Below are 24,847 nucleotides of genomic sequence, written 5' to 3'. Positions count from 1 at the left end.
GGCCGGGTGAGCGCGAGCCCGGTCGCGGTGGGCGGGGCGGACGTCCACGGCCTGCCCGCGGCCGGGGGCGTCGCGCCGTCGCCCGGGGCAGGCGCCCCGGAGGGGGTCGCCATCGCGCCAGGTGGGTTCGTGCTGCCGCTGGGGGTGACCCGCATGGCGACGGCCATGACCAGACCGGTGGTCACACCGAGCGCGATGCCGGCGACCACAGTGATCAGCGCGAGCTGCCAGCGGCGCAGGGCGGTGGTATATCCGGCGCCAGGGCGCCCGCCGCCGTAACGTCCGCTGCCGGGCCGTCCGGGCGGGGCCCCGCCCGCGCGGCCGGCGGGCCCACCCGGACGCTTCGCCACGCGCGGGGGCCGCACACGATCGGCCGCGGGAGCGGCCGCCGCCGATGGCGGCGGCGGTGGCTGGGGGGCGACCATGACCCGCCGGGTGACCTCGTCCGCCAGGTCGGCGCTGTCCGGATAGTTCCGGACGATGCCGGTGACGAGCTCGACAGCGGTGGGCCGTCTGGCCGGGTTCCGGTCGAGAGCGCGCCGCAGCAGCACCGTGAGGCCTTCCGGTATGCCGCGCAGGTCCGGCTCCTCCCGCAGCATGCGCAGGGCGGACGCGGTGGGTGTGTCCGCCGCGAACAGGTGGCGGCCGGTCGTGGCGAACGCCACACACATGGCCCAGGAGAAGATGTCGGCCGCGGGGCCGGCCCGTTCGCCGCGCAGTTGCTCCGGGGCCATCCAGGCGACCGTTCCGATGATGTGGCCGGTCTGGGTGTGCTCGGTCGTGTCGATGGCGTGGGCGACGCCGAAGTCGATGACCTTCGGCCCGTCCCAGGCAAGCAGGATGTTGGACGGTTTGAGGTCGCGGTGCACCAGCCCGGCGGCGTGGATGGCGGCGAGGGCGTCGGCGAGGCTCGCGGCGAGGTCGACGAGCATGGACCCGCTCAGCCGCCCCCGCTCGCTGACGGCCGCCGAGAGGCTCACGCCGTCGACGTACTCGGTGGCCATCCACGGGTGTTCCGCGTCGACGTCGGCGTCGCGGACCTCCGCGACGAACCTGCCACGGACGCGGCGCGCGGCCGCGACCTCCCGGCGGAACCGTTCCCGGAAGTCCGCGTCACCAATCAGCTCCGGCCGGATGACCTTCACCGCCATGGGGTGGCCATCCTCGTCGAAACCAAGGTAAACAGCGCCCATCCCGCCGGCACCCAGTCGTCCCTGGAGCCAGTATCTCCCGACTTTTCGGGGATCAGCGTCGGTCAGCGGCGCCAGCACGTCCGCTCCTCTCCTGCGACTTCCCCACCCTGGGGATCACGCTACCGAGTTGACGGGCATTGTGGCTGTGAGCGCATCAACTTTCCCGAGTGGGAACAAAACTGGTCACCACGTTCAAACGTACGATTGATCACATCCTCTTGTCGCTGCCGGACCGGCGTGTAAAGGTCGTGTACAGATAAAGGGTTCGCAGGTGGTCGGACCGGTTCCCTGATATTAGGAATCAGCTGGCCCGGTAGGGCCGGGGGCGTCGTGCCACCGACAGGTCGTGGACGGCGTGGTCATGTTTTTCCGGTGCGTTTGCCCCCGGTCGGACGCGGCTGCCGCGGAAGCCGCTCGGGGAGGTCCGGAAGGCCCAGCTTCCCGGGGTGTGCGGTAGCGTGCGAAGCGTCGGTGTCCGGGTCCGCCCGGGACTTCCAGAGCCGTCCGGGTAAATACGTTCCGTTTCGTATCCGGAAGCCCACGGGACTGCCCGTGGTGTCGCTTCCCACCGTCCGTCCCCGTGCTGTGGCGTCGTCCGGTGACGGTGTTTTCGGTCACCTGTCCCGCTGTGATGAAACCGGTTTGTGGCATATGCCGCACCCAGGCCGCCGCCGGCGTCCGCGGCTGAGCGGACAAGCAACGCCCGCTGCCCGATCCCGAACTCCATAGCGATGTCCAGCCAGCCCCGCAGGCCGCGTGGCCAGGCCGGTCGCCGGTGCCGGCCACCCCGCCATGGTGGGCCGACGGCGGCGCGTAGCGCACGGATCTCCTGGCTACACATGGTGGCCGCGCTGCGGATAGGACGGACCCGTACGTTGCTGGAGAAAAGCATTCCTCCATACTGTTTGACTGAACCCGAAGACGGACGAACAAGTCGACGTAAGGGATGTCGGTCACGTGATGCTTTGGGCGTATCAGCCGTTGTCCTCCGGTGGGCCGGCCAGCCGGTCGTTCGCCGGCGCGGACCAGCCGTCCGCGCCGAGATGGCGACGCGGCGGAGGAACCGGGTGGGGTACGGCGGCGAAGCCGCTTTGCGTCACGCATAGTGGCCGTCACGGCTTCCCGGTGGATCAAAGAGAGCGCGATTGTACCGCTTTCGCTCGGGTGGTCCGGAAGCCGGTCCGGCAGGCCCGGTGGTCCGGCTTCCCGACGGGACCAAGGTTCTGTGATCATGATTCTGTTGGCCATGGGACCGCGGTCCGGAAGGCTCGCAAGCCGCTTCGGCGGACCCGACATCCCAGGCTGTCGGGAGATCTCAGCCGGCTGGCGCCGGTCGTCACCGAAGTTGTCCGGGAAAGCTGGCCGAACCGGTTGCCGGACATCGTTGCCAAGTAATTTGGAAGGCTTTGCCCATCGGAGTACTATTTTTGTATCGTATCGTCGGTATGAGATTTTCCACGCCGCCGGACAGGTCCGGGCATCTCGTCATGAAGGCCGTTTCCAGGATGACACGAACCCTGACATTTCACCGAGCCGTCCGGACGGGCGGGTTTCGCGGTCGGCCGCCCTGCCGCCGGGAGGCGACCTGATGGGGCGGGGACGGGCGGATTCCGACCAGGCCGTGGGTCGGCCGTGGCTGCTCTATCTGACGGCCGGCACCGTTCTCATGATCGGATACTGGCTGACACCCGTCGGTGATACGGGGCGGGCGGCGCTCTACTGCCTGATCGGCGTGTCGTCGGTGGTGGCGGTCCTCATCGGTGTTGTCCGGTTCAGGCCCACGCCGCGGCTGCCCTGGCTGTTGCTGGGAGCCGGCCAGGTCGTGTACGTGATCGCCGGCATGACCTGCTGTCTGCTGTACGACGTACCTGGCATCATGGATTTCCGGACCGTCTCCGACGCCTTCTTCCTTCCTGCTCCGCTACCCCTTCGTGGTTACGGGCCTGGTGCTGCTCGCCCGGTACCGCACCCCCGGGCGTGACCTACCTGGTCTGCTGGACGCCGGAACGTTCGCGGCCGCCGTGACCATGTTGGCGTGGGTCTATCTCATCGGGCCCCGCGTCCGCGGCGGCCCCGGCTGGCTGGGTGAGGCCGTCCCGTTGCTCGGGCACCCGGCCATGGATCTCGTCCTGTTCGCGGTCGGGCTCAAACTACTCCTGGGATCCGGCCGTCAACCGTTGGCTCTCTTCCTGCTCATGGGAAATCTTGTGGCAGTCATGACGGCGGACACCCTGTACGGCCTGCAACGGTTGAACGGCGCCTACCAGCCGGGAAACATCCTGGACGTGATGTGGCTTGCCGGTTCTCTCGCGCTGGGCGCGGCGGCGCTGCATCCGACAATGGCCCGTATTGCCGACCAGGCTCCGGCCGGCGACGTCGGCCTCGGCCGATGTCGCCTTGCCGTTCTGTTCGGTGCCGCCCTGGTCGCACCTGTCACAATGCTGGTGCAGTACGCCCGCGGGATCACCCACGACATTCCGGTGATCGCCGTGACGTACGCCCTGATGTTCCTGTTGACGATCGCCCGGATGACGGTCCTGCTCTCCGACCAGCGTCGGCTGGCAATCACCGACGCACTGACCGGCCTGTACACCCGCCGTTTTCTTGAGGCGGAACTGCCGATAGAGCTCGCCCGGGTACGCCGTACCGGCGGCCTACTGGCTCTCTTCATCATAGATGTCGACCATTTCAAGGCGATCAACGATCATTACGGTCATCCAGCGGGTGACCGGGTGCTTGCCGAAATCAGCGTCCGGCTGCGCGGGACCACCCGCCTGGGCGACGTACTCGCCCGTTATGGCGGTGAGGAGTTCGCGTTGCTGGCCCCCAACGTCCATTTGGACGAGCTCAGCGTGGTCGCTGAACGGATGCGGACCAGGGTGGCCGCCAGCCCGATCACGGTGAATGCCGACATCTCGCTTTTCGCCACCGTGTCGGTGGGCGCCTGCGCCTTTCCCGTGCATGTATCGGACCAGGTGGAGCTGGTCGGTATGGCGGACCGGGCCCTGTACAGAGCCAAAGCGCTGGGACGGGACCGCACCGTGGTATGGGACGACGTCGCATCAGCCACAGCCGTGCCCGGGGACGGGCCCAGCAGCGCCGCCGACAGCCGAGAGGCCCGAGAAACCCGGGAGACCCGGAACGCGCATGACATCCGCACCACAACCGCGTGAGGCCGTTGGCGTCGGGATCGGGAACCCGGGAATACGAAAATACGGCGAACCTGGCGGACACGGATATACACGGGGAGACGCAGGAAAGCCCGACCGGGTCCGGCAGCCGTTGCCGCATCCGCGGTCCGCTGACCGAAGCGGACATGCGACCAGCTGACCGTACGCGGTCAGCTGACCGGCCGTTTCATGCCCGGTCACGCGGCGGCCGAGGTGGACTTACGTCCAGGCGAACTTATTCGTACCAGTTCCGATGGCGGCGCCGCCACATGACGGTGAGGACGGCCGCGCCGGTCACCGCCGTACCGGCCACACCGGCCGCCACGGCCCGGGTGGCGCCGGGATTGTCCGCGGCCCGGCTGCGCGTCGTCCGTATCACCTGGCCCGTGGATTCCCGGATTTTTCTGGTGCCCGCGGCAATCTGCGGATTCTGGCCGGCCCGGTGCACCAGTTCGTCCGCGGTCTGCCTGGCCCGATACGCGCCGGCCGAGGCCCTGTGTGCCGTTATCGACGCTTTGGGTCCGAGCTCACCCGCATATCCGGCGAGTCGGGTGCGGGCGCCGGCCGTGCCGCTGACTACTCGTTCCCGGGCGTGGGTCACGGCGCTGCGGGCGTCCTCGGCGGTCCGTCCAGCGACCCGGCCCGGACTTACCCGCTCCGATAGCAGACCGAGTTCTTCGCTGAGCCGGGACCTGGTCAGCTCGATGTCCGTTCTGATCTTGTCCGGATTCTCGCCCATGAACGTGCTCCCGTTCTCCTCGATACTCGCGACCGTGCGACAGCGCGGAAGCTCCCGCTCGGACCGGAATCCGCTCGGGCGGGAGCCACGTGGCGGCGTGGCCGTGTCGGCGGTCGGGCATCACAAGCCCGATCTTGGAAATACCCGGGGACGACAGAATTAATCGGCAATACGGCCATTGGCCCGCGGGCCGTGGCCCGGCCAGCGGGCCCGATCAGTAGGCCCGGGCGACGATGCAGACCAGGTCGGACTCGTCCCCGCTGTCCGGGAGCGTTCCGTCCGGCCGCTGGATGCAGCGGACGGTCAACGACTCCTCGGCGAGCTTGGCCTCGCCGCCGTCACCGACGGCGGCCCACGGCAGGCGGGCGAAGCCCACCGACGCCGCCTCGACCGCCTCGGCGAGGTCCGACACGTCGCGGGTGCGGGCGTCACGAGCGGCCAGGGCCGTGTCGTACATGTTCTGCTGGACGTCGTCCAGCAGCGCGGGCACCCGGGCCAGCACGTCGTCGAGCGGTACGGTGATCTTCTCCGAGGTGTCGCGGCGGGCCAGGGTGATGCTGCCGGCGGCAAGGTCGCGCGGGCCGATCTCGACACGTACCGGGATGCCCTTGAGCTCGGCGTCGGTGACCCGCCGGCCGAACGACAGGCCGGGGCGGGCGTCGAGCTGGACGCGCACCCCGGCGGCCTGCAGCCCCTCGGTGATCTGGGAAACCCGCTCGAGGAGCGCCGCGTCGTCCCGGACGGGTAGCACGATCACCTGGACGGGTGCCAGCCGCGGGGGTATCCGCAGCCCGTTGTCGTCACCATGCGCCATGATCAGACCGCCGATCATGCGGGTCGACGAGCCCCACGACGTCGTCCACGCCAGGTGCCGCTGGCCGTCGGCGCCCAGGAAGTCGATGTCGAAGGCGCGCGCGAAGTTCTGCCCGAGCTCGTGGCTGGTCGCCATCTGCAGCGCCTTGCCGTCGCCCATCATCGCCTCGAGGGTGAGGGTGTTGATGGCGCCGGCGAACCGTTCCTTCGCGGTCTTGCGGCCGACGAGGACAGGCAGTGCGAGCACCGAGGTCATGAACTCCCGGTAGACCTCGAGGTGGATGCGGCGGGCGTAGGCGGCGGCGTCCGCCTGGTCGACGTGCGCGGTGTGCCCCTCCTGCCAGAGGAACTCGCTGGTGCGCAGGAACAGCCGGGGGCGCAGTTCCCAACGCACCACGTTCGCCCACTGGTTGAGTAGCAGCGGCAGATCGCGGTAGCTCTGCGTCCACTTCGCCATGTACTCGCCGATCACGGTCTCGCTGGTCGGGCGGACCACCACCGGCTCTTCCAGCTCCTTGCCGCCGCCGTGGGTGACGACCGCGAGCTCCGGGCTGAAGCCCTCGACGTGCTGGGCCTCCCGGCGCAGGTAGCTTTCCGGGATGAACAGCGGGAAGTAGGCGTTGACCGCCCCGGTCGCCTTGATCCGGGCGTCCACGTCGGCCTGCATCCGCTCCCAGATCGCGTAGCCGTACGGTCGGATGACCATGGTTCCCCGGACCGGGCCGTTGTCGGCCAGTTCAGCTTTGGCGAGCACGTCCTGATACCAGCGAGGGAAGTCCTCGCCGCGGGGAGAGAGTATGGCCACCCGCCCACGATATTGCCTGGCCGTCCCGTGCGGTCCACCTGCCCGGAGGCGATGTGGCCGTCACGGTTCGCGGCCAGGTCACGGCTAGGGCTAGTGGGACGGCCTGGCGTCACACGCGCCACGGCGCCGCGTGCGCCGTCTCTACCGCTTACCTCTGCTTACCTCTGCACGCACTTACCTCTACACGTACCTCTACATGCGCTACACGGCCGGTCCGGCCAGGTCTTCGGGGCTGTCGCCGTAGCATCCTGGTCTTTCTCGGAAGACCAGTGACAGGTCGACGTCACCGTGGAAACTCACCAGCGCGGCCTGCGGCGGCACCATGATCATTGCGGATGTCAGGTCGGACGCGGTCGCTCCGGTGCTGAGAACGAGTTCGTGGTCGACCAGTGGGCCGTGCCGCACCGTCACCACCTCGGCGAGCGAGGCCGGCGCAGCGGCGGGTATGCCTCGGGGTTCGGGAACAGGGTCGCCGTCGGTGTCCATGTTCGGGCCTCCTCGATGTGAAGTTAGCAATCCGGTCCGATGCGTTCGCGGCCAACTGTGTGGTCCTTTTTCCGGCCAACTCGAAACGATTTACGAATTACGCTCTTCAGCACCATTTCCTGGGATCGGCACTGTTTGCTTCGGGCTGGCCGGCTTGTTGCCGGATGCTCACGGAATCTTATCTTGCTTTATAGCAAATACCGAGGAAGGTCGGTCGGCCCGGGGCTCCGTTCGCTGGGTGGGCTATCCGCCGGATGGGCTGCGCACGCCGGGCCAGGCCTGTTCGCCGGGCAGGGCGTACACACCGGGCGCGACCGCGACGACGAGGCCGTCGTCGAGCAGGCCGTGCAGCGCACGGCCGCGCTGTACGGGCTCGTCCCACACGGTGTCCAGGACGTCCTGCGGCACCGGGACGGGTGACTCGCGCAGCACCGCGAGCAGCTTTCCGCGTACCTGCCGGTCGGTCCCGGCGTAGCTCTGCGTGCGTCGGCCCGTGTCCGCGGCGGCCGGGCTGCCCGCCCGCCGCCAGGCGCACTCCCGCCGCAGCGGGCAGGCCTCGCACCGGGGGGTACGCGCGACACAGAGCAGCGCACCGAGCTCCATGAACGCGGCGCTGGCCTGAGCCGCGCTCTCTGCGTCGTGGGGCAGCAGGGACTCGACCAGTTCGAGGTCCCGGCGTGACACGGCCGTTCGCTGGTCGTCGCGGCCGTTGACGGCCCGGCCGACGAGCCGCCGGACATTGACGTCGATCACAGCGTGGCGCTGACGGAAGGCGAACGCGGCGACCGCTCTGGCGGTGTAGGTCCCCACTCCCGGCAGCCGAAGCAGATGCTCCAGGTCGTCGGGAACCAGCCCATGGTGCTCCTCCGTGATGGCCACCGCGGCCTGGTGCAGCCGCAGCGCCCGGCGCGGATAGCCCAGGCGCCCCCACATGCGGACGGCCTCGCCGGCCGGCTCCGCGGCGAGCGCCGACGGGGCGGGCCAGCGGTCCAGCCAGGCCTGCCATGCCGGCAGCACCCGGTTCACCGGCGTCTGCTGCAGCATGATCTCGCTGACGAGAACCGCCCAGGGGCTCGCCTCCGGGTGCCGCCAGGGGAGGTCACGGGCATGGGTCGCGTACCACTCGAGGACGGCGTCGGCGAACGCCGTCGAAGCCCCGGGGCCGGGCCTGGCAGCCGTGGCGGCCACGGGTGCCACAGCGGCCGGTTCGGCCGCGTCGACCGACACCGCGTCGGCCGCATCGGCTACGGCGGCCGCATCGGCCGCGGCAGTGGTCACGGATGCCGAGGTGGCCGTGGGAGAGGCGGTGGATGCCATCCCCGCCATCCTGGCATGGCCGCCGGCCGGGCAGGCCGGGGCCCACAGGTGGGCTGGGCCGCGCGGCCCACCGCCATCGGTCGGCGGTCATCGGCTGGCGGCGCGCGTGACGCGAACGGACGCCCGTCTCCGCGCTGTCCAGCGGTTCACACGGACACGTGAGGGTGCACCATGCGGTGCTTCACATGCGGCCGCACACAGCCGCTCCGGTCTACACGTAGCGTTCGAGGATGCTGGATTCGGCGAGGCGGGAGAGCCCTTCGCGGATGGCCCTCGCGCGCGCCTCGCCGACGCCCTCGACGGCCTGCAGGTCGTCCACGCCGGCGGCCAGCAGCTTCTGCAGGGTGCTGAAATGGTCGACGAGCCTGTCCACCACCAGCCGTGGCAGCCGGGGCACCTTGGCCAGCATGCGGTAGCCGCGGGGGCTGACCTGGCTGTCGAGCACGTCCGCGCCGCCGGAGAAGCCCAGCGCGCGGGCGAGCACGGTCAGGTCCAGCAGCTCCGTCGACGACATCGCGGACAGCTGCGCCAGCACCTCGGCGGCGGTACCGACCTTGCCCCCGGACGGCAGGTAGTCACGGACGGTGAGTTCCCGCTCGGTTTCGACTCCCGCCATCAGCTCCTCGAGCTGGAGGGAGAGCAGCCGGCCGTCGGTTCCCAGCTCGACGACGTAGCCCTCGATCTCGTCGGCGATGCGGCGGACCATCTCCAGGCGCTGACTGACCGATATCGCGTCACGAACGGTTACCAGATCTTCGATCTCGAGCGCGGAGAGCGTGCCGGCGACCTCGTCCAGCCGCATTTTGTAACGCTCAAGGGTGGCCAGTGCCTGGTTGGCCCGGGACAGGATCGCGGCCGACTCGTCGAGGACGTAGCGCCGGCCCGCCACGTACAGCGCGATGATGCGCATCGACTGGCTGACCGAGATCACCGGGTACCCGCTCTGCTTGGCGACCCGTTCGGCGGTGCGGTGCCGGGTGCCGTACTCCTCGGTGAAGATCGTCGGGTCGGGCACCAGGTGGACGGCAGCGCGCACGATCCGCTGAAGATCGGACGACAGGACGATTGCGCCGTCCATCTTCGCCAGCTCCCGCAGCCGGGTGGCGGAGAACTCGACGTCCACCTCGAAACCGCCCGTGCAGAGGCCTTCGACCGCCTTGTCGTGACCAAGTACGATCAGGGCGCCGGTGTGGCCGCGCAGGATGCGTTCAAGCCCGTCCCGGAAAGGGGTACCGGGGGCGACAGTGGCCAGTGTCGCCCGGAAGGTGTCATCCCCGGGTGATCCTGCCATCTGGCTCCCTCTGTGTCGGGGCGTCCCGCCCTGGTCATGGTATCGGGCCGGCTGCTTTGCCATGCCGCTCCTGCGATGTTGTAGCGGTGTTTTCACCAGATGTGCTTTTCATTCGCCTGGGCCGTACATGTGCCGTATCGCCTGGCCCAGGTCGCAAACCTCGATCGTCGTCATGTGCTCGGGCGCCGGGCCGGCGTCCGGAGGTACCAGCGCCCGCCGGAAGCCGAGTCTGAAGGCCGCGGTCAGCCGCCGGCGGACCGCGCCCACCGAGCGGACCTCGCCGGCCAGGCCGACCTCACCTATCGCTATCAGGTCGCCGGGGATGGGGCGGTCCTCGACACTGCTGATCGTGGCCAGCGCGATCGCCAGGTCGGCGGCCGGTTCGGCGAGCCGGACACCGCCGACGGTCGCCGCGTAGACGTCCGACTTCCCCAGCTGGATGCGGCCACGGCGTTCCACGACGGCGAGGATCATCGCGACCCGCGCCGAGTCCAGCCCGGAGACCGCCCGGCGCGGTACGGCCGCGGCCGAGCTCGCCACCAGCGCCTGCACCTCGGCCACCAGCGGCCGGCGGCCCTCGACGGCGACCGTCACGCAGGTGCCCGCCACGCCGTCCATCGGCCCGCCGTCGTGCCAGCGGGACAGGAACAGCCCGCTGGGGTCGGCGACCCCGCGGATGCCGCCGTCGCCCATCTCGAAACAGCCGACCTCGTCGGACGGACCGAAGCGGTTCTTGCTCGCCCGGACCAGGCGCAGGGACGAGTGGCGCTCGCCCTCGAAGTGCAGGACGACGTCGACGAGGTGCTCGAGCAGGCGCGGCCCGGCAACGGTGCCGTCCTTGGTCACGTGGCCGACGATGACGGTGGCCATGTCCAGCGCCTTCGCCGCCCGGATCAGGGCCGCGGTCACCTCCCGGACCTGGGTGACCCCGCCGGCGGCGCCTTCCGCCGCGGCGGTGGTGATGGTCTGTATCGAGTCAACCACAAGCAGTTTGGGGCGGACCTCGTCGACGTGGGTGAGGAGGGCTTCCAGGTCGGTCTCGGCGGCGATCCACAGCTCGGGGTGCACCGCCCCGGTGCGGCCCGCCCGCAGCCGTACCTGCGCGGCCGACTCCTCACCGGTGACCACCAGCGCCCGCGCGCCGGAGGTGGCGCTACGGGCGGCGACCTCGAGCAGCAGCGTGGACTTGCCCACGCCCGGCTCCCCGGCCAGCAGGACGACCGCCCCGGGCACGAACCCACCGCCGAGCACCCGGTCGAGCTCGGTGACGCCGGTCGGACGGCTGCGGGCCGTGGTGACGTCGACATCCGACATCGGACGTGCGGGCGCCGTGACCACCGCGGCGGGTCGCGCCGTCAGGTTGCGGCTGCTGACCCGGTGGGCCGCGCGGGCGGGGGGAACCTGTGCCTCGACCGTCCCCCACGCCTGGCAGCGCGGACAGCGACCGGTCCACTTGACGGCCTCAGCGCCGCATCCGCTGCATCGGAAGCCGCCCGAGGCGACGCGAGAGCCGGACGGGCCTGGTGTGCTCGGTCGGGGAACGGGAGGCCGAGAGGACATGGCCCGCACCGTATAGGCATGCTCCGACAACTACTACGGGGCGGTGGATAATCGACGTTGTCGGCTGTACGACAACGATTATGTTGATCTGTCCCAGCAGATCATAATGATCGCTTTTGCCTGGATGTCGTCCGGCCCGCGGCAACGCGGCACCCCACTGCCCAGCGGCGACACCGAAGCCGGCTGCCGCGACCCGCGGTAACGGCTGCCCAGGCCGTTCGGGTCAGTGCGCCCGGTCGGTAGAGGCCACGGCGCGCGGCGTGGGCGTCGCGCTGGTGGCCGCGGTGGCCTGCGCGGACGCCCCGGGAGCGGCCGGCTCCACCGGGACGTTCAGGGTGACGCTGCCGGCCTTGGCGAACGTGAACGTGACCGGAATCGCCTGCCCGACGAGCAGTTCGCGGTTCAGCCCCGTCAGCGTCGGAGCGCTGCCGTTGGCGATGTAGATAACGCCGCCACCGGGCTTCAGAACCGACGACGCGGGTGCCGCGCCACCGTTGGCCGCGTCGGAGCTGACCTGGATGATCTGGTCCTCCTGGGCCCCCCCGTTGAAGAAGGCCGAAACCACCTGGGCGTCCCCGCCCCTGGCCGCCGGCCCGGCCACGTAGACGTTGCGCAGCGCGATGGTGCCGACGGCACCGGACACCGTGTTCGTGGTCGTGCGGGCCTGTGACGTCAGCGCGTCGCTGCCGGCCGCGCAGGCGGAGAGCGCGGCCGTGCCGATCAGCGATGTGGCGGCCACCAGCAAGGCGGTCGCGGTACGCACACCCGGGCGGTGGCTCACGAGTCGGCTGCTCCTCGGTGCGGAACCGACGATCGTCACGTCGGTGTCGGTTGACCCCGTCGCCGGGCCGGCGGACGGGACGGGCACGGTCCCAACCCCAGGACGCACATTCGCACAGAACTCGCATACGTGCAGAGTTCGACCGCGGACCACATGTTAGTGCAGGTCCTCCCGCGGCGCGGCGAACCAGCCATGGGACGCCGCCGCGCGGCGGGCCCGCTAGCCGACACCGGGAGACGGCCACGACAAACCCATGGCAAGCCATGACAAGACACAACAAACAGTAACAAGACGGACGGGCCGCGACAGTCATGCCCGCAGCGCCTGTTCGGAACATCGCCGCGCGATGGACGCAGGGTCGGCCCGGGGCCGGTCGGGCCAGGCCGGGCCGGGAGGCGCCTATCGGCCCGGCAACGCCCCCAGCCATCCCTCCAGGCGGTCACCGACGGTGAAGATACGTGGCGGGTGCACCAGGCGGCCGTCCATGGCGACGAGCAGCAGGGTCGGCTGCCGGGGGTCGGCCCGGTACAGCCGGGACAGGGAGGCGCCCGGGTCGTTGTAGCCGACGGCGAACCCCGCGGCCGCGTCCGGCTGACGGACGAGCCGCTCCAGCGAGGGGTCGTCGGTCCACGGCGCCACAAGATAGGTCGGTATCGGCCGGCCCTCCCGGGCCTGGCTCACGATCTCGTGGATGGCCCGCGGGCACTCGCAGGCCACCGGCAGTAGCACGATCAGCGCTGGTCGCAGATCAGTGGCGGGACGGGAGGTACGGGCGGTACTGAGCGGGACGCCCGGCAGCAGCCCGCCGACCGCGCCCGGCGGCACGGTCGTGGACGCGAGCGGGACCGCGCCCTGCGGCGCGAGCGGCCGCGGATGCGCGAGGACGAGCGGCACCATCGCGCCCAGCGCCGCGAGGACGATGACGATCAGTGCGACGGCAGCCCCGGAGGTGTGGCGAGGGCGCCCGCCCGGTGCCCTCGGCCGGTCACGTCGGTCGAGCCGCTCGAGCAGGTCGGGTCGGTGACGCCTGCCGGGCCGGCGGCGCCGGCCGCGCAGGCTCCGCAGGCCCGGGACCAGCCGGTCGACGCGCTCCCGCCGCCGTTGCGCCCGCAGTTCGGCCTGGTAGGCGACCACCTCGTCGTCGAGATCGCTCAGGTCGTCAGGGATCCTGACGTCGACCGGGGGAAGCTCTTCCCAGCGTTGATGCGGAAGGTGGGCGTGCTGGTCGTCCTCGTGGCCGGGGCCGTTTCCGTCGTCCCCGGAGGCGGGAGGCGGCGGCGGTGTGACGTGCACCCCTCCATCGTGGCCGATGGACGGTCCATGTGCCGGGTGGTATAGGAAGCTGGTGCCGTGTCAACAGGGCGGACGCCAGCGGGGCGCGCATCGTCCGGGGGCGGCATCGTCCGGTACGGCGCGGCCCGGGGTGTCGTACACGGTCGCGTGACGACACCCCGGGTGGATTCCACCAGCGGGTGCGGTCCGAGCGGCGCGGCGGTGTGGCTGCCCTACCCCGTGACGCCGATCACGGCGTCACGGGGTAGCGGGAAGCACGGCAACAACATCCGGGTGGGCTGTCCATGCTGGTGGCCATTGCCCGTTTCGCCTGGTCCGGAGCGTCGCCGAGGCGCGCTGGACGCGTCACCGGGACGTCCGGACGGGCCGTCGCCGGCCTGTTCCACAAGCACGCGTCTGACCTGCGTCGATGCACGCGTGTTACCCTGGTGAAGGCGGAAGGGGCACTTGACACATGGCGTTCCAAGTCGGCGAGACCGTTGTTTACCCACATCACGGTGCTGCTCTCATAGACGCGATTGAAACACGCGTCATCAAGGGCGAGGAAAAGCTCTATCTCGTGCTCAAGGTTGCGCAGGGTGACCTCACTGTGCGCGTCCCCGCAGACAACGTCGGGATGGTCGGTGTCCGTGATGTGGTCGGCCAGGACGGCCTTGAGCGGGTGTTCGAGGTCCTGCGGGCCCCGCACACCGAGGAGCCAACCAACTGGTCGCGGCGTTACAAGGCGAATCTCGAGAAGCTTGCCTCGGGTGACGTGAACAAGGTCGCCGAGGTCGTTCGTGATCTCTGGCGTCGTGATCGCGAAAGGGGGCTGTCCGCTGGTGAGAAGCGCATGCTGAGCAAGGCGCGTCAGATTCTGGTCAGTGAGCTGGCGTTGGCCGAGGGCACCAACGAGGACAAAGCCGAAGCGATGCTCGACGAGGTACTGGCGGGTTAGTCGCGGCGGCGGATACTCCGGATAGCCAACGCGTTGAATCTATTTGACGCTTTTTATGCATATGTCTGACCGTGTGGCCGCGGTCGTGCCGGCAGCCGGCCGCGGCGAGCGTCTTGGTGGATCCGTACCCAAGGCACTTCGTTCGTTGGCCGGCCGCTCCCTCGTCCAGCACGCGGTCGAGTCACTGACCTCCGCGGCCCTGGTCGATCAGGTGGTCGTCGCCGCTCCGACCGCGGAGCTGGACGCGTTCGCGGCGCTGCTGGGGCCTGGCGTACAGGTGATCGCAGGTGGCGCCGAGCGGATCGATTCCGTGCGGGCCGCTCTCGCGGTGCTCGACGAGACGGTCGGGGTCGTCCTGGTGCACGACGCGGCCCGTCCGCTGACGCCCCCGGCGCTTGTCGACACGGTCGCGTCAGCGGTCCTGGCCGGAGCGCCCGCGGTCATCCCGGTGCTGGCGGTCAACGACACCATCAAGCAGATCGACGACACCGGCCGGGTCGTACGGACAGTGCCGCGCGATGTTCTGCGTGCCGTGCAGACCCCGCAGGGATTCCGCCGGGACGTGCTGGACGACGCCTACCGGCTCAGCGCGACGCTGCCTCCCGAAGTGGCGATCACCGATGACGCAGGCCTGGTCGAGGCGCTCGGCGTGGTCGTGATGACCGTTCCCGGGGCACAGGAGGCGTTCAAGGTGACCCGGCCTGCCGACCTGGTCCTCGCCGAGGCGCTGCTCGCACACCGCTAGGGTGTTTTCCGTGGATCTTGCTCGATGCGGGCGGCCAGCTGGGCGCCGATCCGCGCGAGTGAAGATCCACGGGAAATGCCCCAGGGTGCGGCTGATGGATGTTGGTCGTCTGGGCGCGGCCCGCGCGATCAGACATCCGCCGGACACGCCCTGACGCGGCGACCATCTACCCGCGCCGGATCCCGACAACACCGGATCCCGGCAACACGGTGGTCGTCGCGGTTCCGATGCCGCTGGAATGCCGACGCCGCTGGAACGGCATCCGGGTCGCGGAGCGCTCCGGCTCGCCTCCGGCCGTCTCCTTCTCCCTGAGTGATGTGTAAGTGATGACGTGTGAGTGAGGTGAGGGATCTGTCCGGACTTCCTCGGGTCGGGCTCGGTGTCGACGTCCACCCGTTCGCGGAGGGCCGCCCCTGCTGGGTGGCGGGCATTCTCTGGCCCGGTGAGACCGGGCTCGACGGTCATTCGGACGGCGACGTCGCCGCGCACGCGTCCTGTGACGCGCTGCTGACCGCGTCCGGGTTGGGGGATCTTGGCTCGGTCTTCGGTACCGGCCGGCCGGAATGGGCCGGTGCGGCCGGGGTGGCCCTGCTGGGTGAGACGGCGAGGCTGCTGGCCGAGGCGGGCTGGACCATCGGCAACGTCGCCGTGCAGATCGTGGGCAACCGGCCGCGCCTGGCCGGCCGGCGGGTGGAGGCACAGGAGGTCCTGGCGGCGGCGGTGGGCGCGCCGGTGAGCGTGTCCGCCACCACCACCGACGGCCTCGGGCTGACCGGCCGTGGCGAGGGGCTCGCGGCGATCGCCACCGCGCTCGTGGTCCGCGCCTGAGCGAGGGCGCGTCCAGGAGCGTCGTGGGCCCGACCTGGCTGTCCGGTTGTTATGCCTGATTGGCATGACAACCGGACGGCCGTCGACCGGATGACAGGGTGGGAAAGCGACAGGAGCGGCAAAGGAGCCTGATGTCGTCATATCTGCCCGAGAAGGTCAAGAAACTCGCGGATTCCCCGATCTACGTGACGCTTGCGACGATCCGGCCTGACGGGTCTCCGCGAATGACTGTGTTGTGGATTGCTCGTGATGGCGATGAGCTTCTGTTGTCCACAATTCGGGGTCGTGCCAAGGAGCGGGATATCGCCCGGGATCCGCGGGTGGGAATCATGTTCCTCGACCAGCGGGATCCCTACGGATATGTCGAGGTCCGGGGGCGGGCCACACTGTCGGAAGAGGGAGGTCGCGAGCTGATCGACGCCCTCGCGCTGAAGTACACCGGCGACGAGACGTATCGCTGGGACGCACCCGAAGCGACACGGATTGTCATCCGTGTCACCGCCGAGCGGGTGTTCACCACCGGTTGACGGCGGTGGTCCGGTGCGCGGCGGCCCGCTGTGGCCCGATGTGCGGCCTTATGTATGGCCTGATGTATCGCCAGGTACGGCGAAACCCCGGGGATCCACCATTGTGATTTGTGATCTTCCGTTGTGACGTGCCGTGCACCATGCTGTGCGTTATACCATGCACGGCTCGTTCCGCATACTGTGCCCGGGCCGCACGTCATCCGACTTCGACCCTCTACCGGAGTCGGATTTCATACATGTTGCGGGCCGTTCATGGAACGGAGTCGTGTCTGACACGGGTGGCGGGGGATCCCGCGTGGGGCTGCGCCGTACTCTTGACAGATGGGACTCCACATCTACGACACGCGCACCCGGCGCCTGCGGCCGTTCGAGCCGCTGCGCCCCGGTCACGTGAGCGTGTATGTCTGTGGGCCCACCGTCCAGTCCCCGCCGCACGTCGGACACATCCGTACCGCCGTGGCCTTCGACCTGCTCCGCCGCTGGCTTGTCGCGTCCGGGCTCGAGGTGACCTTCGTACAGAACGTCACCGACATCGACGACAAGATCATAATCAACGCCAGCCGGGCCGGCGAAAGCGTGTGGGAGCTGGCCACCCGCCAGACCCGGGCCTTCGACGACGCCTACCGTGCGGTCGGCGTCCTGCCACCCACCATCCAGCCGCGGGCCACCGGGCACATCCCGGAGATGCTGGCACTCATCGGCAGGCTGGTGGACACCGGCTATGCCTACCCCGGCGGCGGCTCGGTGTGGTTCCGGGTCTCCCGCTTCGCCGGCTACGGCGGGCTGTCCCACCAGCGCCCGGAAGCGGTCCAGGCGTCACCGGAGTGCGACGAGGGCAAGGTCGATCCCCGTGACTTCGCGCTCTGGAAGGGCGCGAAGCCCGGCGAGCCGTTCTGGGAGTCGCCGTGGGGGCGCGGCCGGCCGGGCTGGCACATCGAGTGCTCGGCGATGGCCGGCAAGTACCTCGGGGAGGTCTTCGACATCCACGGGGGCGGCCTCGACCTCGTCTTCCCGCACCACGAGAACGAGCGTGCGCAGTCGGCCAGCGCGGCCCACTCCCACGGGGGCGCCGGCGGGGGCGCGCCGCAGATGGCCCGCTACTGGATGCACGTCGGTCTGCTGACCACCGGCGGCACCAAGATGTCGAAGTCGTTGGGCAACTCGTTCCTGGTCAGCGACGCGTTCGAGCAGGTCAGGCCACAAGTACTGCGCTACCATCTGCTGTCGGCGCACTACCGTTCGTCGCTGGAGTACACCCCGGAAGGGCTGGCCGAGTCGGCGGCGGCTCATGACCGGATCGAGACGTTCGTCCGTAACGCGCTCGACATCCTGGGCGGGCCGGACGAGGCCGCGGCGCTGGCGGCCGAATGCGCCACGAACCCACGTCGGGATCCCGCCGGGCAGGGCCAGGTGAAGGGCGGCACACGCCAGGGCGCCCGTTCGTCCGGGCGGGCCGGGGCGGTGGTCATCGCCGCCGGCGCGGCCGCGCATGCTTCCGCGGGCGACGACCCGGCCGAGGTGGACAGCCCGGCACAGGCGTGGGCGGCCTTCGCGGCCGCTCTGGACGACGACCTCGCGATCTCCCGGGCGCTGGCTGTCCTCTTCGGCGCGGTTGGCCGCGGGAACCAGGTGCTGTCCAAAGCGCGGCGTCGGGAGCTTGCCGGCTGGGTCGACGTCGTGCGCAGAATGCTGGTCGTCCTCGGGCTCGACCCGGTCAGTCAGTGGCCAGCGGCCGGTTCCGAGCTGCGGCCGGCACTCAACGGCGTCATGGAGATCGTTCTTGATCTGCGGTCGGCCGCGCGTGCCCGACGGGACTACACCGAGGCGGACGAGATCCGGTCCCGGCTGGCCGCCGGCGGCATCATCGTCGAGGACACACCCGAGGGGCAGCGCTGGCACCTGGCGTAGGAGCGCCGGCCAGCCAGCCGGTCAACGGACAGCCGGTTAACGCCAACAAGATAGCCAGCCGGCCCCAGGTAGCCAGGTGGCGTGGGCAGTGTTCACGCGTCCGCGCACGAGCCTGATCCAGGTGAGCCTGATCCCGGTGAGTCTGTCGTTCGGTACGCCTTCCGGCCTGACGGGCGTCCCGAACGACGGACTCACGCAGATCTTCTTGGCTGGCCGGCGCATGGTGACGTCGGCCAGTGGCCGTGCCGCTGACCGCTGTTACCGCTGACGGCTGTTACCGGGAACAGCCGTCAGCGGGAGCGGATCGTGACCCTGGTCCAGGCTCCGAGGTACACCCGGTCGCCGTGATGCAGCGGTATCGGCTGACCCGGTGGGATCGGGTTCGGCTCGTCGTTGATCCGGGTGCCGTTCGTCGATCCCGGGTCGAGCACCGCGTAGCTGCCGTCCGGCAGGAGCTCGAGCATGGCGTGCGCGCGTGAGATGCCCGGGTCCTCGGGGGCACCGGCCAAGTCGATCTCCGGATGGATCCCACGGGACTCACTGCGCCGCCCGATCAGCAGCCGGGAGCCGTTGAGCGCGAACACCCGCCGAGGGTAGATCGTCGGGAACGGGACCCGATGGTCGTCACCGCTGTCGTAGTACTCCCGCTCGGCCTCGACGACCACGTCCCAGCTGGCCTGGACCGGCAGTGGCCCACTGGGGCCGGAACGCGGCTCCGCCGGAACGGGCGCGGGACGCTCCAGCAGGACGAGGTCGAAGCCGCACACCTCGCAGAAGCGGGCACCCACCTCGTTCGGGTTGTGGCAGTTCGGGCACGCGGCATAGCCCTCGACCGGCTCCCGAACATCCCGCGCCGGACGCTCGAAGCCAGCCTGGTTCGGCGGGGGCCGGTGGTAGTCGGTGGCCGGTGCTCCCGTCGAGGGGCGGGCGGCGGCCCCGCGGTCGAGGCCGTACGGGTCGTCGACACCGCCCGTGCCGGGCGCGGGGGGCGCGGGGGACCGGTACGGGTCAGCCCGCTCGTAACCCCACAGGTCGGCCCGGTACGGCTCGTCGGAAGGCTCGCCGCGGGGGTCCCGGTAGGGATCGGGCGGGTAGCCGTCCGCGCCGTAGCCGCCCTGGGCGTAGGGGTCGGGCGGGTAGCCGCTGGAGGAGTATCTCTCCTGGCCGTACGGGTCGCGGCCGTACCCGCTGGCACCGTAGCCACCGGCTAGATGGCCGGCGGAGTCGTAGCCGTCCTGGGCATAGCCGTCCCGTCCGAACGGGTCGCCCGGCAGCGACGGGTTCGGACCCGACTGCCCCGGGCCGGCCGGCAGCGGCCCGGAGCCTTCCGCCGGCCGCCGGCCGTAGGACGGCTCCCCGTGGCCCCCGGCGGCATGGTCCGGCTGGTGCGGTCGCCCGCGACCTGACGACCCGGTCGTCCCGTCAGCGGGATGAATGACATAGGGCTCCTGGTTGGCTACAATCCGCATACCACATTGATCGCAGTAGTCGGGAGCCAGAGACAGGTGCCCGTCTGGGCAGCGTGCACTCACCTGATCACCTGTTCACCCTGACGGTCCTGGTCGACCGTGTGTCAAGGACCATTTCGTCAATGGTGTCGACGTTCCGTTTCAGCCGAACAGTACCTGCGCTTGCGTCCTCAATGTCGACCACGTGTTGAAGTAGGCGGTATGTACCCTCGTTGCCGGACTGACGCGCCAGCTGTGCGCTTCGACCAAGTTTGATGGTAGCGGTCGCCTCGTCGCCGTCGCGTCGGGCCTGCAGTCCCTCCTGGATGGCCTGGGCGAGCTCGACCTGGCCGGTGTAGGGGCCGACCTCGGGTGCGATCCGGGTGGACAGGTCGATGTCGCTGGTCCAGACCGCGCGGACGCGCTCACGGCACCGCACCTGGCCGGACACGACCACGCCGACCTGGGCGGCCAGCATCTCCATATCGTCTGTACGTGGTGGAACGGTGACGCATAGATGATAGTCGCGGGATTCACTGCCCCATGCGCCGGTCGGATAATCGACAGTCAGTTCGTCGACTCGCGTGGCAATTCCGGTGAGATCTGTCACGAATGGTGCGACCTGTCGCAGAAAACGTACAGTGGCGTTACGTGGCGTCCACACCCGTAGGCTGACCCGGTCCACTGCCCGGTTCGTCGCGTTATTGATCATGGATTGGAAGTCGGTGGCCAGGTCCTGCGGGCGCCGGACCGCGTCGACCGTGCCGAGCAGGGCCGTCGCGACGCGGCGGAGCTCGTCGACACGCCAGTCCGCTCCCACGCCCCGGCAGTCGCACTGGAAACGCCCGACGCACGCGGCGACGGCCTCGTCGAACTCGGCCGCGCGCTCGCCGTTGCGTCCGTCGGTCAGCAGGATCGCGTGGTGGATGGCATCCGGCCTGGTGGCCATCAGCTCCCGGGCGCGGGTGAGCCAGCGGCCGATCGCGGTGCCTCCGTCGGCGTCGACGCGTCCGATCCGCTCCTTGGCCGCGGCCCGCGTCCGCTCGTCGGCCCGGACGAGCTCACGGCCGGCCGGATAGACGGCCTCGGCGATCCCCGACCCCCGCACGATCGCGAACCACGTGCCGTCGGGCAGGGCGTCGACCGCGGCCGCCGCCGCCCGCCGCATTTCGACGATCTTCGTCCGCGGGTTGCCCATGGAGCCGGAGCAGTCCAGCAAGATGACCTCGGCGAGCTCCACCGGGCCGCGCTGGCCCGGCAGGCCCGCCGGGTCGTACGCTCCCCGGACGGTGACCACCGCGTGCACCTCGCCGTGGCCGTGGGCCAGGTACTCGTTCTGGAAGACCTCCACGGTGAACGGCGTGGTCATCGCTGCTCCCTTCCGGAGGTGTGCCGGTCGGCGTGCCCGTCGGTGGGGTCCGGCCCGACCTGCGCGATCACGACCGTGATGTTGTCGTGGCCGCCGCGGTCGATCGCGTGCCCGGTCAGATGACGGGCGATCATGAGCGGTGAGGCGTTCGGCGGGAGCTGGCCGACGACCGCGGCCATGTCCTCGGCACGGGAGAGGTAGTTCCACAGCCCGTCGGTGCAGACCAGCACCGTGGCCGAAGCGGGCAGCGGGAAGGCGCGGACGTGCGGGGTGACGTCCTCGGCGTCGCCCCCGAGCCAGCGAGTGAGGGTGTGGGCCCGCCGGTCGGTCTCGACCGCGGAGGCGGGGATCAGCCCGGCGCGGGCGGCTTCGGCCGCCCAGGTGTCGTCCTCGGTCAGCCGCTGGAAGCAGCGCGTTGTGAGCAAATACACTCTGCTGTCGCCGATCCAGCCGACGGTCACGTGCCCGGTGCCGTCCCGTTCACGGGTGATGATCGCCGCGGCCAGCGTGCAGGACGGTGAACTGCGCCCGATGGCGGGCATCCGAGCCACCGCGTCCTGCGCGGCGGCCACGGCGGCACGCACCGCCTGTTCGGCCCGCCTCGGGGGCAGTTCCTCGCTGAGCGGGCCGGGTGGGAGCGGGCCAGGTGGGCAGGTCGGGAGGTCGGCGTCCGGCCAGTCGGTGCGGTGGTCGCCGCGGCGGCCACCGCGGTCACGGTAACGATCATGATGGTCGGGCGGGTCGCGATCCTCACCGAGGTCCGCGCCGAAGCCGGGGTAGCCGAACCCGTCGGGGCCGGCCGGTCTGCCGCGGTCATGGTCGGTGCGGGGCTCCGCGTCGTCCCGCTCCCCGCCGGGGCGGGGGCGGGTGATGGGCCGGGCGAGGATCGCCGCCGCGGTCGCCGCCGCCACCTGGGCTGCCGCCCGGGCGGCCAGTCCGGATCCGGGCGTGCTCGACACGCCGTCACAGACCACCGCGATCAGCGTGGAGCCGACCATGAAGACGCCCATCGCGTCCTCGTTGGTGGTGTGTCGTACCCCTCGGTCACAGACGCCGGCGATCGGGCCGAGGTCGATCTCACGATGGTCGGCGTCATCGGTCCCTACCGGTGGTGTGGCCCGCAGCAGCGTTCCACACGCTTCGCAGAAGCGGTCGTCCGGACGTACCGGAGTCGCGCACGCAGGGCAGCGACCCCCGTTCTGGTCGATTCCGTACCGTCCCTTCCCCGTGGCGGGGTCGTGGCCTACCCGCCCGGTCTCCGTGCCTTCGGCCGTGGCCTGTCCACGGCCGATCACGTGCGTATCACCTGGTCGGACCAGCGTCCACGGGCGGACGCGGTCTGCCGCCGCCCTGGCGGCACACCGGGGCCAGGCTGTCGGAGCCGGGTCGGCATGTCGGCAGTATCAACCGAGGCGTCGCGGCGACGCCGCGGCCAGGAGCCTTCCCTGCTGGACGCGCGCTCGACCCATTGTGCGCCGAGGCCGGCCCGCGGCCCCCGTCCGGCCGTGAGCGAGCCGGACCGTCCGCTCCCAGCCTTGATCCTGACCCGGAATCCGCGCCCGATCCCGGCCCCGCTCTCGGCTCCGGCCCTGGTTTCGGCTCCGGGTTCGGCCCTGGGTTCGACGAGGTGCGGCGATCGACCGCCGCACCGAAGGCGTGCACCAGCGCGGCGGCCCGGTCGAGATCGGTCGGTGCCGTGTACAGCACCGACCGGGCCTGTCGGTACAGGCCGGCAAGTTCCGGTTCCGCGGCGACACCGCGTCCGACCGCCTTGGCCTGCCAGCCGGCCAGCAGCCCGCGCAGGTCGTCCCGGGTACGCAGCATGGCCGCGTTGGCTTCGGCGACCCGGCGGGCGGAGATCGCGGTGGCGTCCGCGAGCTCCCGCCAGCGATCGAGGCCTCGGCTCGCCTCCTTCCAGCGGCCCGCCGCCGCCGTCGCGGTCAGCCGGTCGAGCCAGGTCCGCAGGCCGTGACGCTCGTCGTCGAGCACGTTGTCGGGCAGACGGGTCAGGGACGCTCTCGACCGCAGGACGCGGCCGCGGGCCCGCTCGGCGTCCGCCGCGGCCTGCTCGATGAGAGCGATGATGCCGGTCAGCAGCTCGTGGGCCTCCCGCAGCGCCTGGGGCAGGGCGTCGTGCCGTCTGGCCAGTTCGTCCAGCCCGCTACCGGCCGCCGCGACCGCCGCCGCCAGCTGCGCGGACAGGCTCTCGGGCAGCGAGAGCGGATCGGTGGCGGCTCGCTCGGCGAACTCGGCCAGCAGCCGGCGGGCGATGGCCAGGCCCGCGTCGTCGTCCAGGCGCAGCCGGGCAGCGGTCGCGGCGGCGGTGGCGATCCGCTGTTCGGCCGTGTGGACGATGGCCAGGTGGGTGTTCCAGGCGGCTGTGATCTCGTCGATGCAGGTGCGTACGGTCCGTAGCGCCGCGTCGGTACGGCTGGCCAGCTTCGCCGGGCGGACGCCCAGCTGTGGCACCGGGCCGTGCAGCAGCAGGTCCAGCTCGTCGATGGCGCGGGCGTCCAGCCGGGCCCTGTCCCCGCGCAGGGCGCGTGCCCGTCCGGCGAGATCGGTGAGGACGCTGTACCAGTGCCAGGCATCGGTCAACGCGCTCAACGCGGTCGTCGCCCGCTGGCGGGTGCCGCCGGTGAGCCGGTCCGGAACGAGTAGGGCCCGCTCGGGCGCGTTCTCCAGGGCCATCAGGGCGGCAGCCTGGGACGCGACCGCCTTCGACAGCGCGGTCAGGGTCCGGTCGATCCGCTCCTGGGTCGTGTTCACCATGGTCACCGGCCTCGATGCCGCGGTAGCGCCGGATCGGGTGCCGGTCCGGTGGCTATCCTGGTGATCGTCCCTGTGATCGTCCTGGTGGCCCCACCGGTGACCGGGTGTGGGCCCGTCCAGCGGGACAGGGCCGCGAGCATCCGGCCGGTGCCGGTCGCCTCGAGCGCTCCGTCGGGCCGGCGGGGCGTCATCGGCACTCGTCGCCGTGTCGCCGACCGTCCGTCCAGGTGCGTCCGGTGCCGCCAGCAGCGGTTACTGTCCGTGCCGCTCGCGGGGTGCGGAGCCGACCGACGCCGGCGGGCGTCCGTATGTGGGGCCGTGCCTGGCGTGCCGTCATCGCGGTCACCTGCGTTACTCGTGATGATGTGGCTGCCCGTGGTGGTACGGGCCCGGTGGCGGGGGTGCCAACTCCGGCGGATCCAGTGAACAACGCCGCGGATGTGTTGGCCGTCACGCTCTGACGATAGTGCTGCTGTCGCGGGGTTTGAGATAGGGGTTGTGCCGATCCGGTGTCACCTTGCGGACAGACAAGCCGTCCGGACGCTGCCCCGGCGGGCCGTGTGTCCTGGCACCGTCCTCGTATTGCGGCGGTCAGCCGATCGCGCTCACTGTCTGTTACAGATTGGACGCCTGTCAGGCGGCGTGGGCCAGGGCCGCGGGTGCCCGGTCACGAGGGAGCGGGCCAGCCGACGACACGGGCTGTGGAGATGCGGGCCGTGGGTCGCGGGCGGGGATCGGGCCGTGGGGCAGCGAGACGGCCCGTGCGGATGGGCCAGCGCGCAGGGGAGCGGGGCTCCGCCTAACCGTTGACCGCCGCAGCCTGACACGGATGGGCCAGCGCGCGGGAGCGGGGGTGGGATAACGG

Annotated in this window: 21 protein-coding genes; 7 read left to right on the top strand and 14 right to left on the bottom strand. The window is 70.6% G+C overall.

The window, feature by feature from the left end:
- A partial coding sequence (locus CM1CMNOD_RS20025) for a serine/threonine-protein kinase (protein ID WP_131774115.1) occupies positions 1 to 1,271 on the bottom strand: 1,271 nt, incomplete at its 3' end.
- Positions 1,272 to 2,781: 1,510 nt separating this feature from the next.
- Between CM1CMNOD_RS20025 and CM1CMNOD_RS20020 the strand changes: the two genes are divergently transcribed.
- Positions 2,782 to 3,174 (top strand): hypothetical protein, encoded by a 393-nt coding sequence (locus CM1CMNOD_RS20020; protein WP_131771162.1) that lies wholly within the window; start codon positions 2,782 to 2,784, stop codon positions 3,172 to 3,174.
- Positions 3,140 to 4,366, top strand: a complete 1,227-nt coding sequence (locus tag CM1CMNOD_RS20015; RefSeq protein WP_050803612.1) for a GGDEF domain-containing protein — start codon at positions 3,140 to 3,142, stop codon at positions 4,364 to 4,366. The genes CM1CMNOD_RS20020 and CM1CMNOD_RS20015 overlap by 35 nt, the downstream gene beginning before the upstream one ends.
- A 232-nt stretch (positions 4,367 to 4,598) precedes the next feature.
- On the opposite strand, the gene CM1CMNOD_RS20010 is transcribed toward CM1CMNOD_RS20015, so the two are convergent.
- The 8 genes from CM1CMNOD_RS20010 to CM1CMNOD_RS19975 all read right to left on the bottom strand — a co-directional run bounded on the left by CM1CMNOD_RS20010 (position 4,599) and on the right by CM1CMNOD_RS19975 (position 13,448).
- Positions 4,599 to 5,102, bottom strand: a complete 504-nt coding sequence (locus CM1CMNOD_RS20010) for a DUF3618 domain-containing protein (RefSeq protein ID WP_013875412.1) — start codon at positions 5,100 to 5,102, stop codon at positions 4,599 to 4,601.
- 214 nt (positions 5,103 to 5,316) lie between these two features.
- Positions 5,317 to 6,720 carry a proline--tRNA ligase gene (gene proS, locus CM1CMNOD_RS20005; RefSeq protein ID WP_013875411.1) on the bottom strand — a complete coding sequence of 468 codons (1,404 nt, stop codon included), beginning with the start codon at positions 6,718 to 6,720 and terminating at the stop codon, positions 5,317 to 5,319.
- 201 nt (positions 6,721 to 6,921) lie between these two features.
- Entirely contained in the window at positions 6,922 to 7,206 is a 285-nt protein-coding gene (locus CM1CMNOD_RS20000) for a hypothetical protein (protein WP_013875410.1), read from the bottom strand.
- 243 nt (positions 7,207 to 7,449) lie between these two features.
- Positions 7,450 to 8,523, bottom strand: a complete 1,074-nt coding sequence (locus CM1CMNOD_RS19995) for an A/G-specific adenine glycosylase (protein WP_013875409.1) — start codon at positions 8,521 to 8,523, stop codon at positions 7,450 to 7,452.
- A 211-nt stretch (positions 8,524 to 8,734) separates the two neighbouring features.
- Positions 8,735 to 9,814: a DNA integrity scanning diadenylate cyclase DisA gene (gene disA, locus CM1CMNOD_RS19990; protein WP_043604169.1), complete on the bottom strand. Its 1,080-nt coding sequence runs from the start codon at positions 9,812 to 9,814 to the stop codon at positions 8,735 to 8,737.
- A gap of 108 nt (positions 9,815 to 9,922) precedes the next feature.
- Entirely contained in the window at positions 9,923 to 11,374 is a 1,452-nt protein-coding gene (gene radA, locus CM1CMNOD_RS19985; RefSeq protein WP_013875407.1) for a DNA repair protein RadA, read from the bottom strand.
- Between the two features lie 223 nt (positions 11,375 to 11,597).
- Entirely contained in the window at positions 11,598 to 12,155 is a 558-nt protein-coding gene (locus CM1CMNOD_RS19980) for a hypothetical protein (RefSeq protein WP_013875406.1), read from the bottom strand.
- A 399-nt stretch (positions 12,156 to 12,554) separates the two neighbouring features.
- Complete coding sequence (locus CM1CMNOD_RS19975; protein WP_013875405.1) at positions 12,555 to 13,448, bottom strand: hypothetical protein; 894 nt, start codon at positions 13,446 to 13,448, stop codon at positions 12,555 to 12,557.
- Between the two features lie 454 nt (positions 13,449 to 13,902).
- Between CM1CMNOD_RS19975 and CM1CMNOD_RS19970 the strand changes: the two genes are divergently transcribed.
- The 5 genes from CM1CMNOD_RS19970 to cysS all read left to right on the top strand — a co-directional run bounded on the left by CM1CMNOD_RS19970 (position 13,903) and on the right by cysS (position 18,393).
- On the top strand, positions 13,903 to 14,385 hold the full coding sequence (locus tag CM1CMNOD_RS19970; protein WP_006545253.1) for a CarD family transcriptional regulator: 483 nt from the start codon (positions 13,903 to 13,905) through the stop codon (positions 14,383 to 14,385).
- A 61-nt stretch (positions 14,386 to 14,446) separates the two neighbouring features.
- The gene (gene ispD, locus CM1CMNOD_RS19965; protein WP_043604166.1) at positions 14,447 to 15,130 is read left to right on the top strand and encodes a 2-C-methyl-D-erythritol 4-phosphate cytidylyltransferase; all 684 of its coding nucleotides are present in this window, start codon (positions 14,447 to 14,449) and stop codon (positions 15,128 to 15,130) included.
- A 333-nt stretch (positions 15,131 to 15,463) separates the two neighbouring features.
- Positions 15,464 to 15,958 carry a 2-C-methyl-D-erythritol 2,4-cyclodiphosphate synthase gene (gene ispF, locus CM1CMNOD_RS19960; protein WP_013875402.1) on the top strand — a complete coding sequence of 165 codons (495 nt, stop codon included), beginning with the start codon at positions 15,464 to 15,466 and terminating at the stop codon, positions 15,956 to 15,958.
- A 131-nt stretch (positions 15,959 to 16,089) separates the two neighbouring features.
- Positions 16,090 to 16,485, top strand: a complete 396-nt coding sequence (locus CM1CMNOD_RS19955) for a PPOX class F420-dependent oxidoreductase (protein ID WP_013875401.1) — start codon at positions 16,090 to 16,092, stop codon at positions 16,483 to 16,485.
- A gap of 321 nt (positions 16,486 to 16,806) precedes the next feature.
- Positions 16,807 to 18,393 (top strand): cysteine--tRNA ligase, encoded by a 1,587-nt coding sequence (gene cysS, locus CM1CMNOD_RS19950; RefSeq protein ID WP_013875400.1) that lies wholly within the window; start codon positions 16,807 to 16,809, stop codon positions 18,391 to 18,393.
- 290 nt (positions 18,394 to 18,683) lie between these two features.
- Here the strand turns inward: cysS and CM1CMNOD_RS19945 are convergent, their stop codons facing one another.
- The 5 genes from CM1CMNOD_RS19945 to CM1CMNOD_RS22580 all read right to left on the bottom strand — a co-directional run bounded on the left by CM1CMNOD_RS19945 (position 18,684) and on the right by CM1CMNOD_RS22580 (position 24,173).
- A complete protein-coding gene (locus tag CM1CMNOD_RS19945; protein ID WP_050803611.1) occupies positions 18,684 to 19,862 on the bottom strand; it encodes an FHA domain-containing protein in 1,179 nt (392 codons plus the stop codon).
- A 67-nt stretch (positions 19,863 to 19,929) separates the two neighbouring features.
- Positions 19,930 to 21,210, bottom strand: a complete 1,281-nt coding sequence (locus tag CM1CMNOD_RS19940; protein WP_013875397.1) for a vWA domain-containing protein — start codon at positions 21,208 to 21,210, stop codon at positions 19,930 to 19,932.
- Complete coding sequence (locus CM1CMNOD_RS19935; protein ID WP_013875396.1) at positions 21,207 to 22,505, bottom strand: PP2C family serine/threonine-protein phosphatase; 1,299 nt, start codon at positions 22,503 to 22,505, stop codon at positions 21,207 to 21,209. The genes CM1CMNOD_RS19940 and CM1CMNOD_RS19935 overlap by 4 nt, the downstream gene beginning before the upstream one ends.
- 7 nt (positions 22,506 to 22,512) lie before the next feature.
- The gene (locus tag CM1CMNOD_RS19930; protein WP_157491050.1) at positions 22,513 to 23,979 is read right to left on the bottom strand and encodes a hypothetical protein; all 1,467 of its coding nucleotides are present in this window, start codon (positions 23,977 to 23,979) and stop codon (positions 22,513 to 22,515) included.
- Positions 23,980 to 23,984: 5 nt separating this feature from the next.
- Positions 23,985 to 24,173, bottom strand: a complete 189-nt coding sequence (locus CM1CMNOD_RS22580; RefSeq protein ID WP_131772915.1) for a hypothetical protein — start codon at positions 24,171 to 24,173, stop codon at positions 23,985 to 23,987.
- Between the last annotated feature and the right edge of the window lie 674 nt (positions 24,174 to 24,847).

Origin of the sequence: Protofrankia symbiont of Coriaria myrtifolia (assembly GCF_900634755.1) — a bacterium.
In the GTDB taxonomy this organism is placed as follows: Bacteria; Actinomycetota; Actinomycetes; order Frankiales; family Frankiaceae; genus Protofrankia; species Protofrankia coriariae.
Note: the sequence above shows the minus strand (reverse complement) of the source record. Positions and strands in the feature narration are given on the sequence as shown.

Bases quoted from the DNA above. Each gene is read 5' to 3' on its own strand.
- CM1CMNOD_RS20020 (WP_131771162.1), top strand. From the start codon at position 2,782: ATGGGGCGGGGACGGGCGGATTCCGACCAGGCCGTGGGTCGGCCGTGG.
- CM1CMNOD_RS20010 (WP_013875412.1), bottom strand. From the start codon at position 5,102: ATGGGCGAGAATCCGGACAAGATCAGAACGGACATCGAGCTGACCAGG.
- CM1CMNOD_RS20000 (WP_013875410.1), bottom strand. From the start codon at position 7,206: ATGGACACCGACGGCGACCCTGTTCCCGAACCCCGAGGCATACCCGCC.
- CM1CMNOD_RS19995 (WP_013875409.1), bottom strand. From the start codon at position 8,523: ATGGCATCCACCGCCTCTCCCACGGCCACCTCGGCATCCGTGACCACT.
- disA (WP_043604169.1), bottom strand. From the start codon at position 9,814: ATGGCAGGATCACCCGGGGATGACACCTTCCGGGCGACACTGGCCACT.
- radA (WP_013875407.1), bottom strand. From the start codon at position 11,374: ATGTCCTCTCGGCCTCCCGTTCCCCGACCGAGCACACCAGGCCCGTCC.
- CM1CMNOD_RS19970 (WP_006545253.1), top strand. From the start codon at position 13,903: ATGGCGTTCCAAGTCGGCGAGACCGTTGTTTACCCACATCACGGTGCT.
- ispD (WP_043604166.1), top strand. From the start codon at position 14,447: ATGTCTGACCGTGTGGCCGCGGTCGTGCCGGCAGCCGGCCGCGGCGAG.
- CM1CMNOD_RS19955 (WP_013875401.1), top strand. From the start codon at position 16,090: ATGTCGTCATATCTGCCCGAGAAGGTCAAGAAACTCGCGGATTCCCCG.
- cysS (WP_013875400.1), top strand. From the start codon at position 16,807: ATGGGACTCCACATCTACGACACGCGCACCCGGCGCCTGCGGCCGTTC.
- CM1CMNOD_RS19945 (WP_050803611.1), bottom strand. From the start codon at position 19,862: ATGCGGATTGTAGCCAACCAGGAGCCCTATGTCATTCATCCCGCTGAC.
- CM1CMNOD_RS19940 (WP_013875397.1), bottom strand. From the start codon at position 21,210: ATGACCACGCCGTTCACCGTGGAGGTCTTCCAGAACGAGTACCTGGCC.
- CM1CMNOD_RS22580 (WP_131772915.1), bottom strand. From the start codon at position 24,173: ATGACGCCCCGCCGGCCCGACGGAGCGCTCGAGGCGACCGGCACCGGC.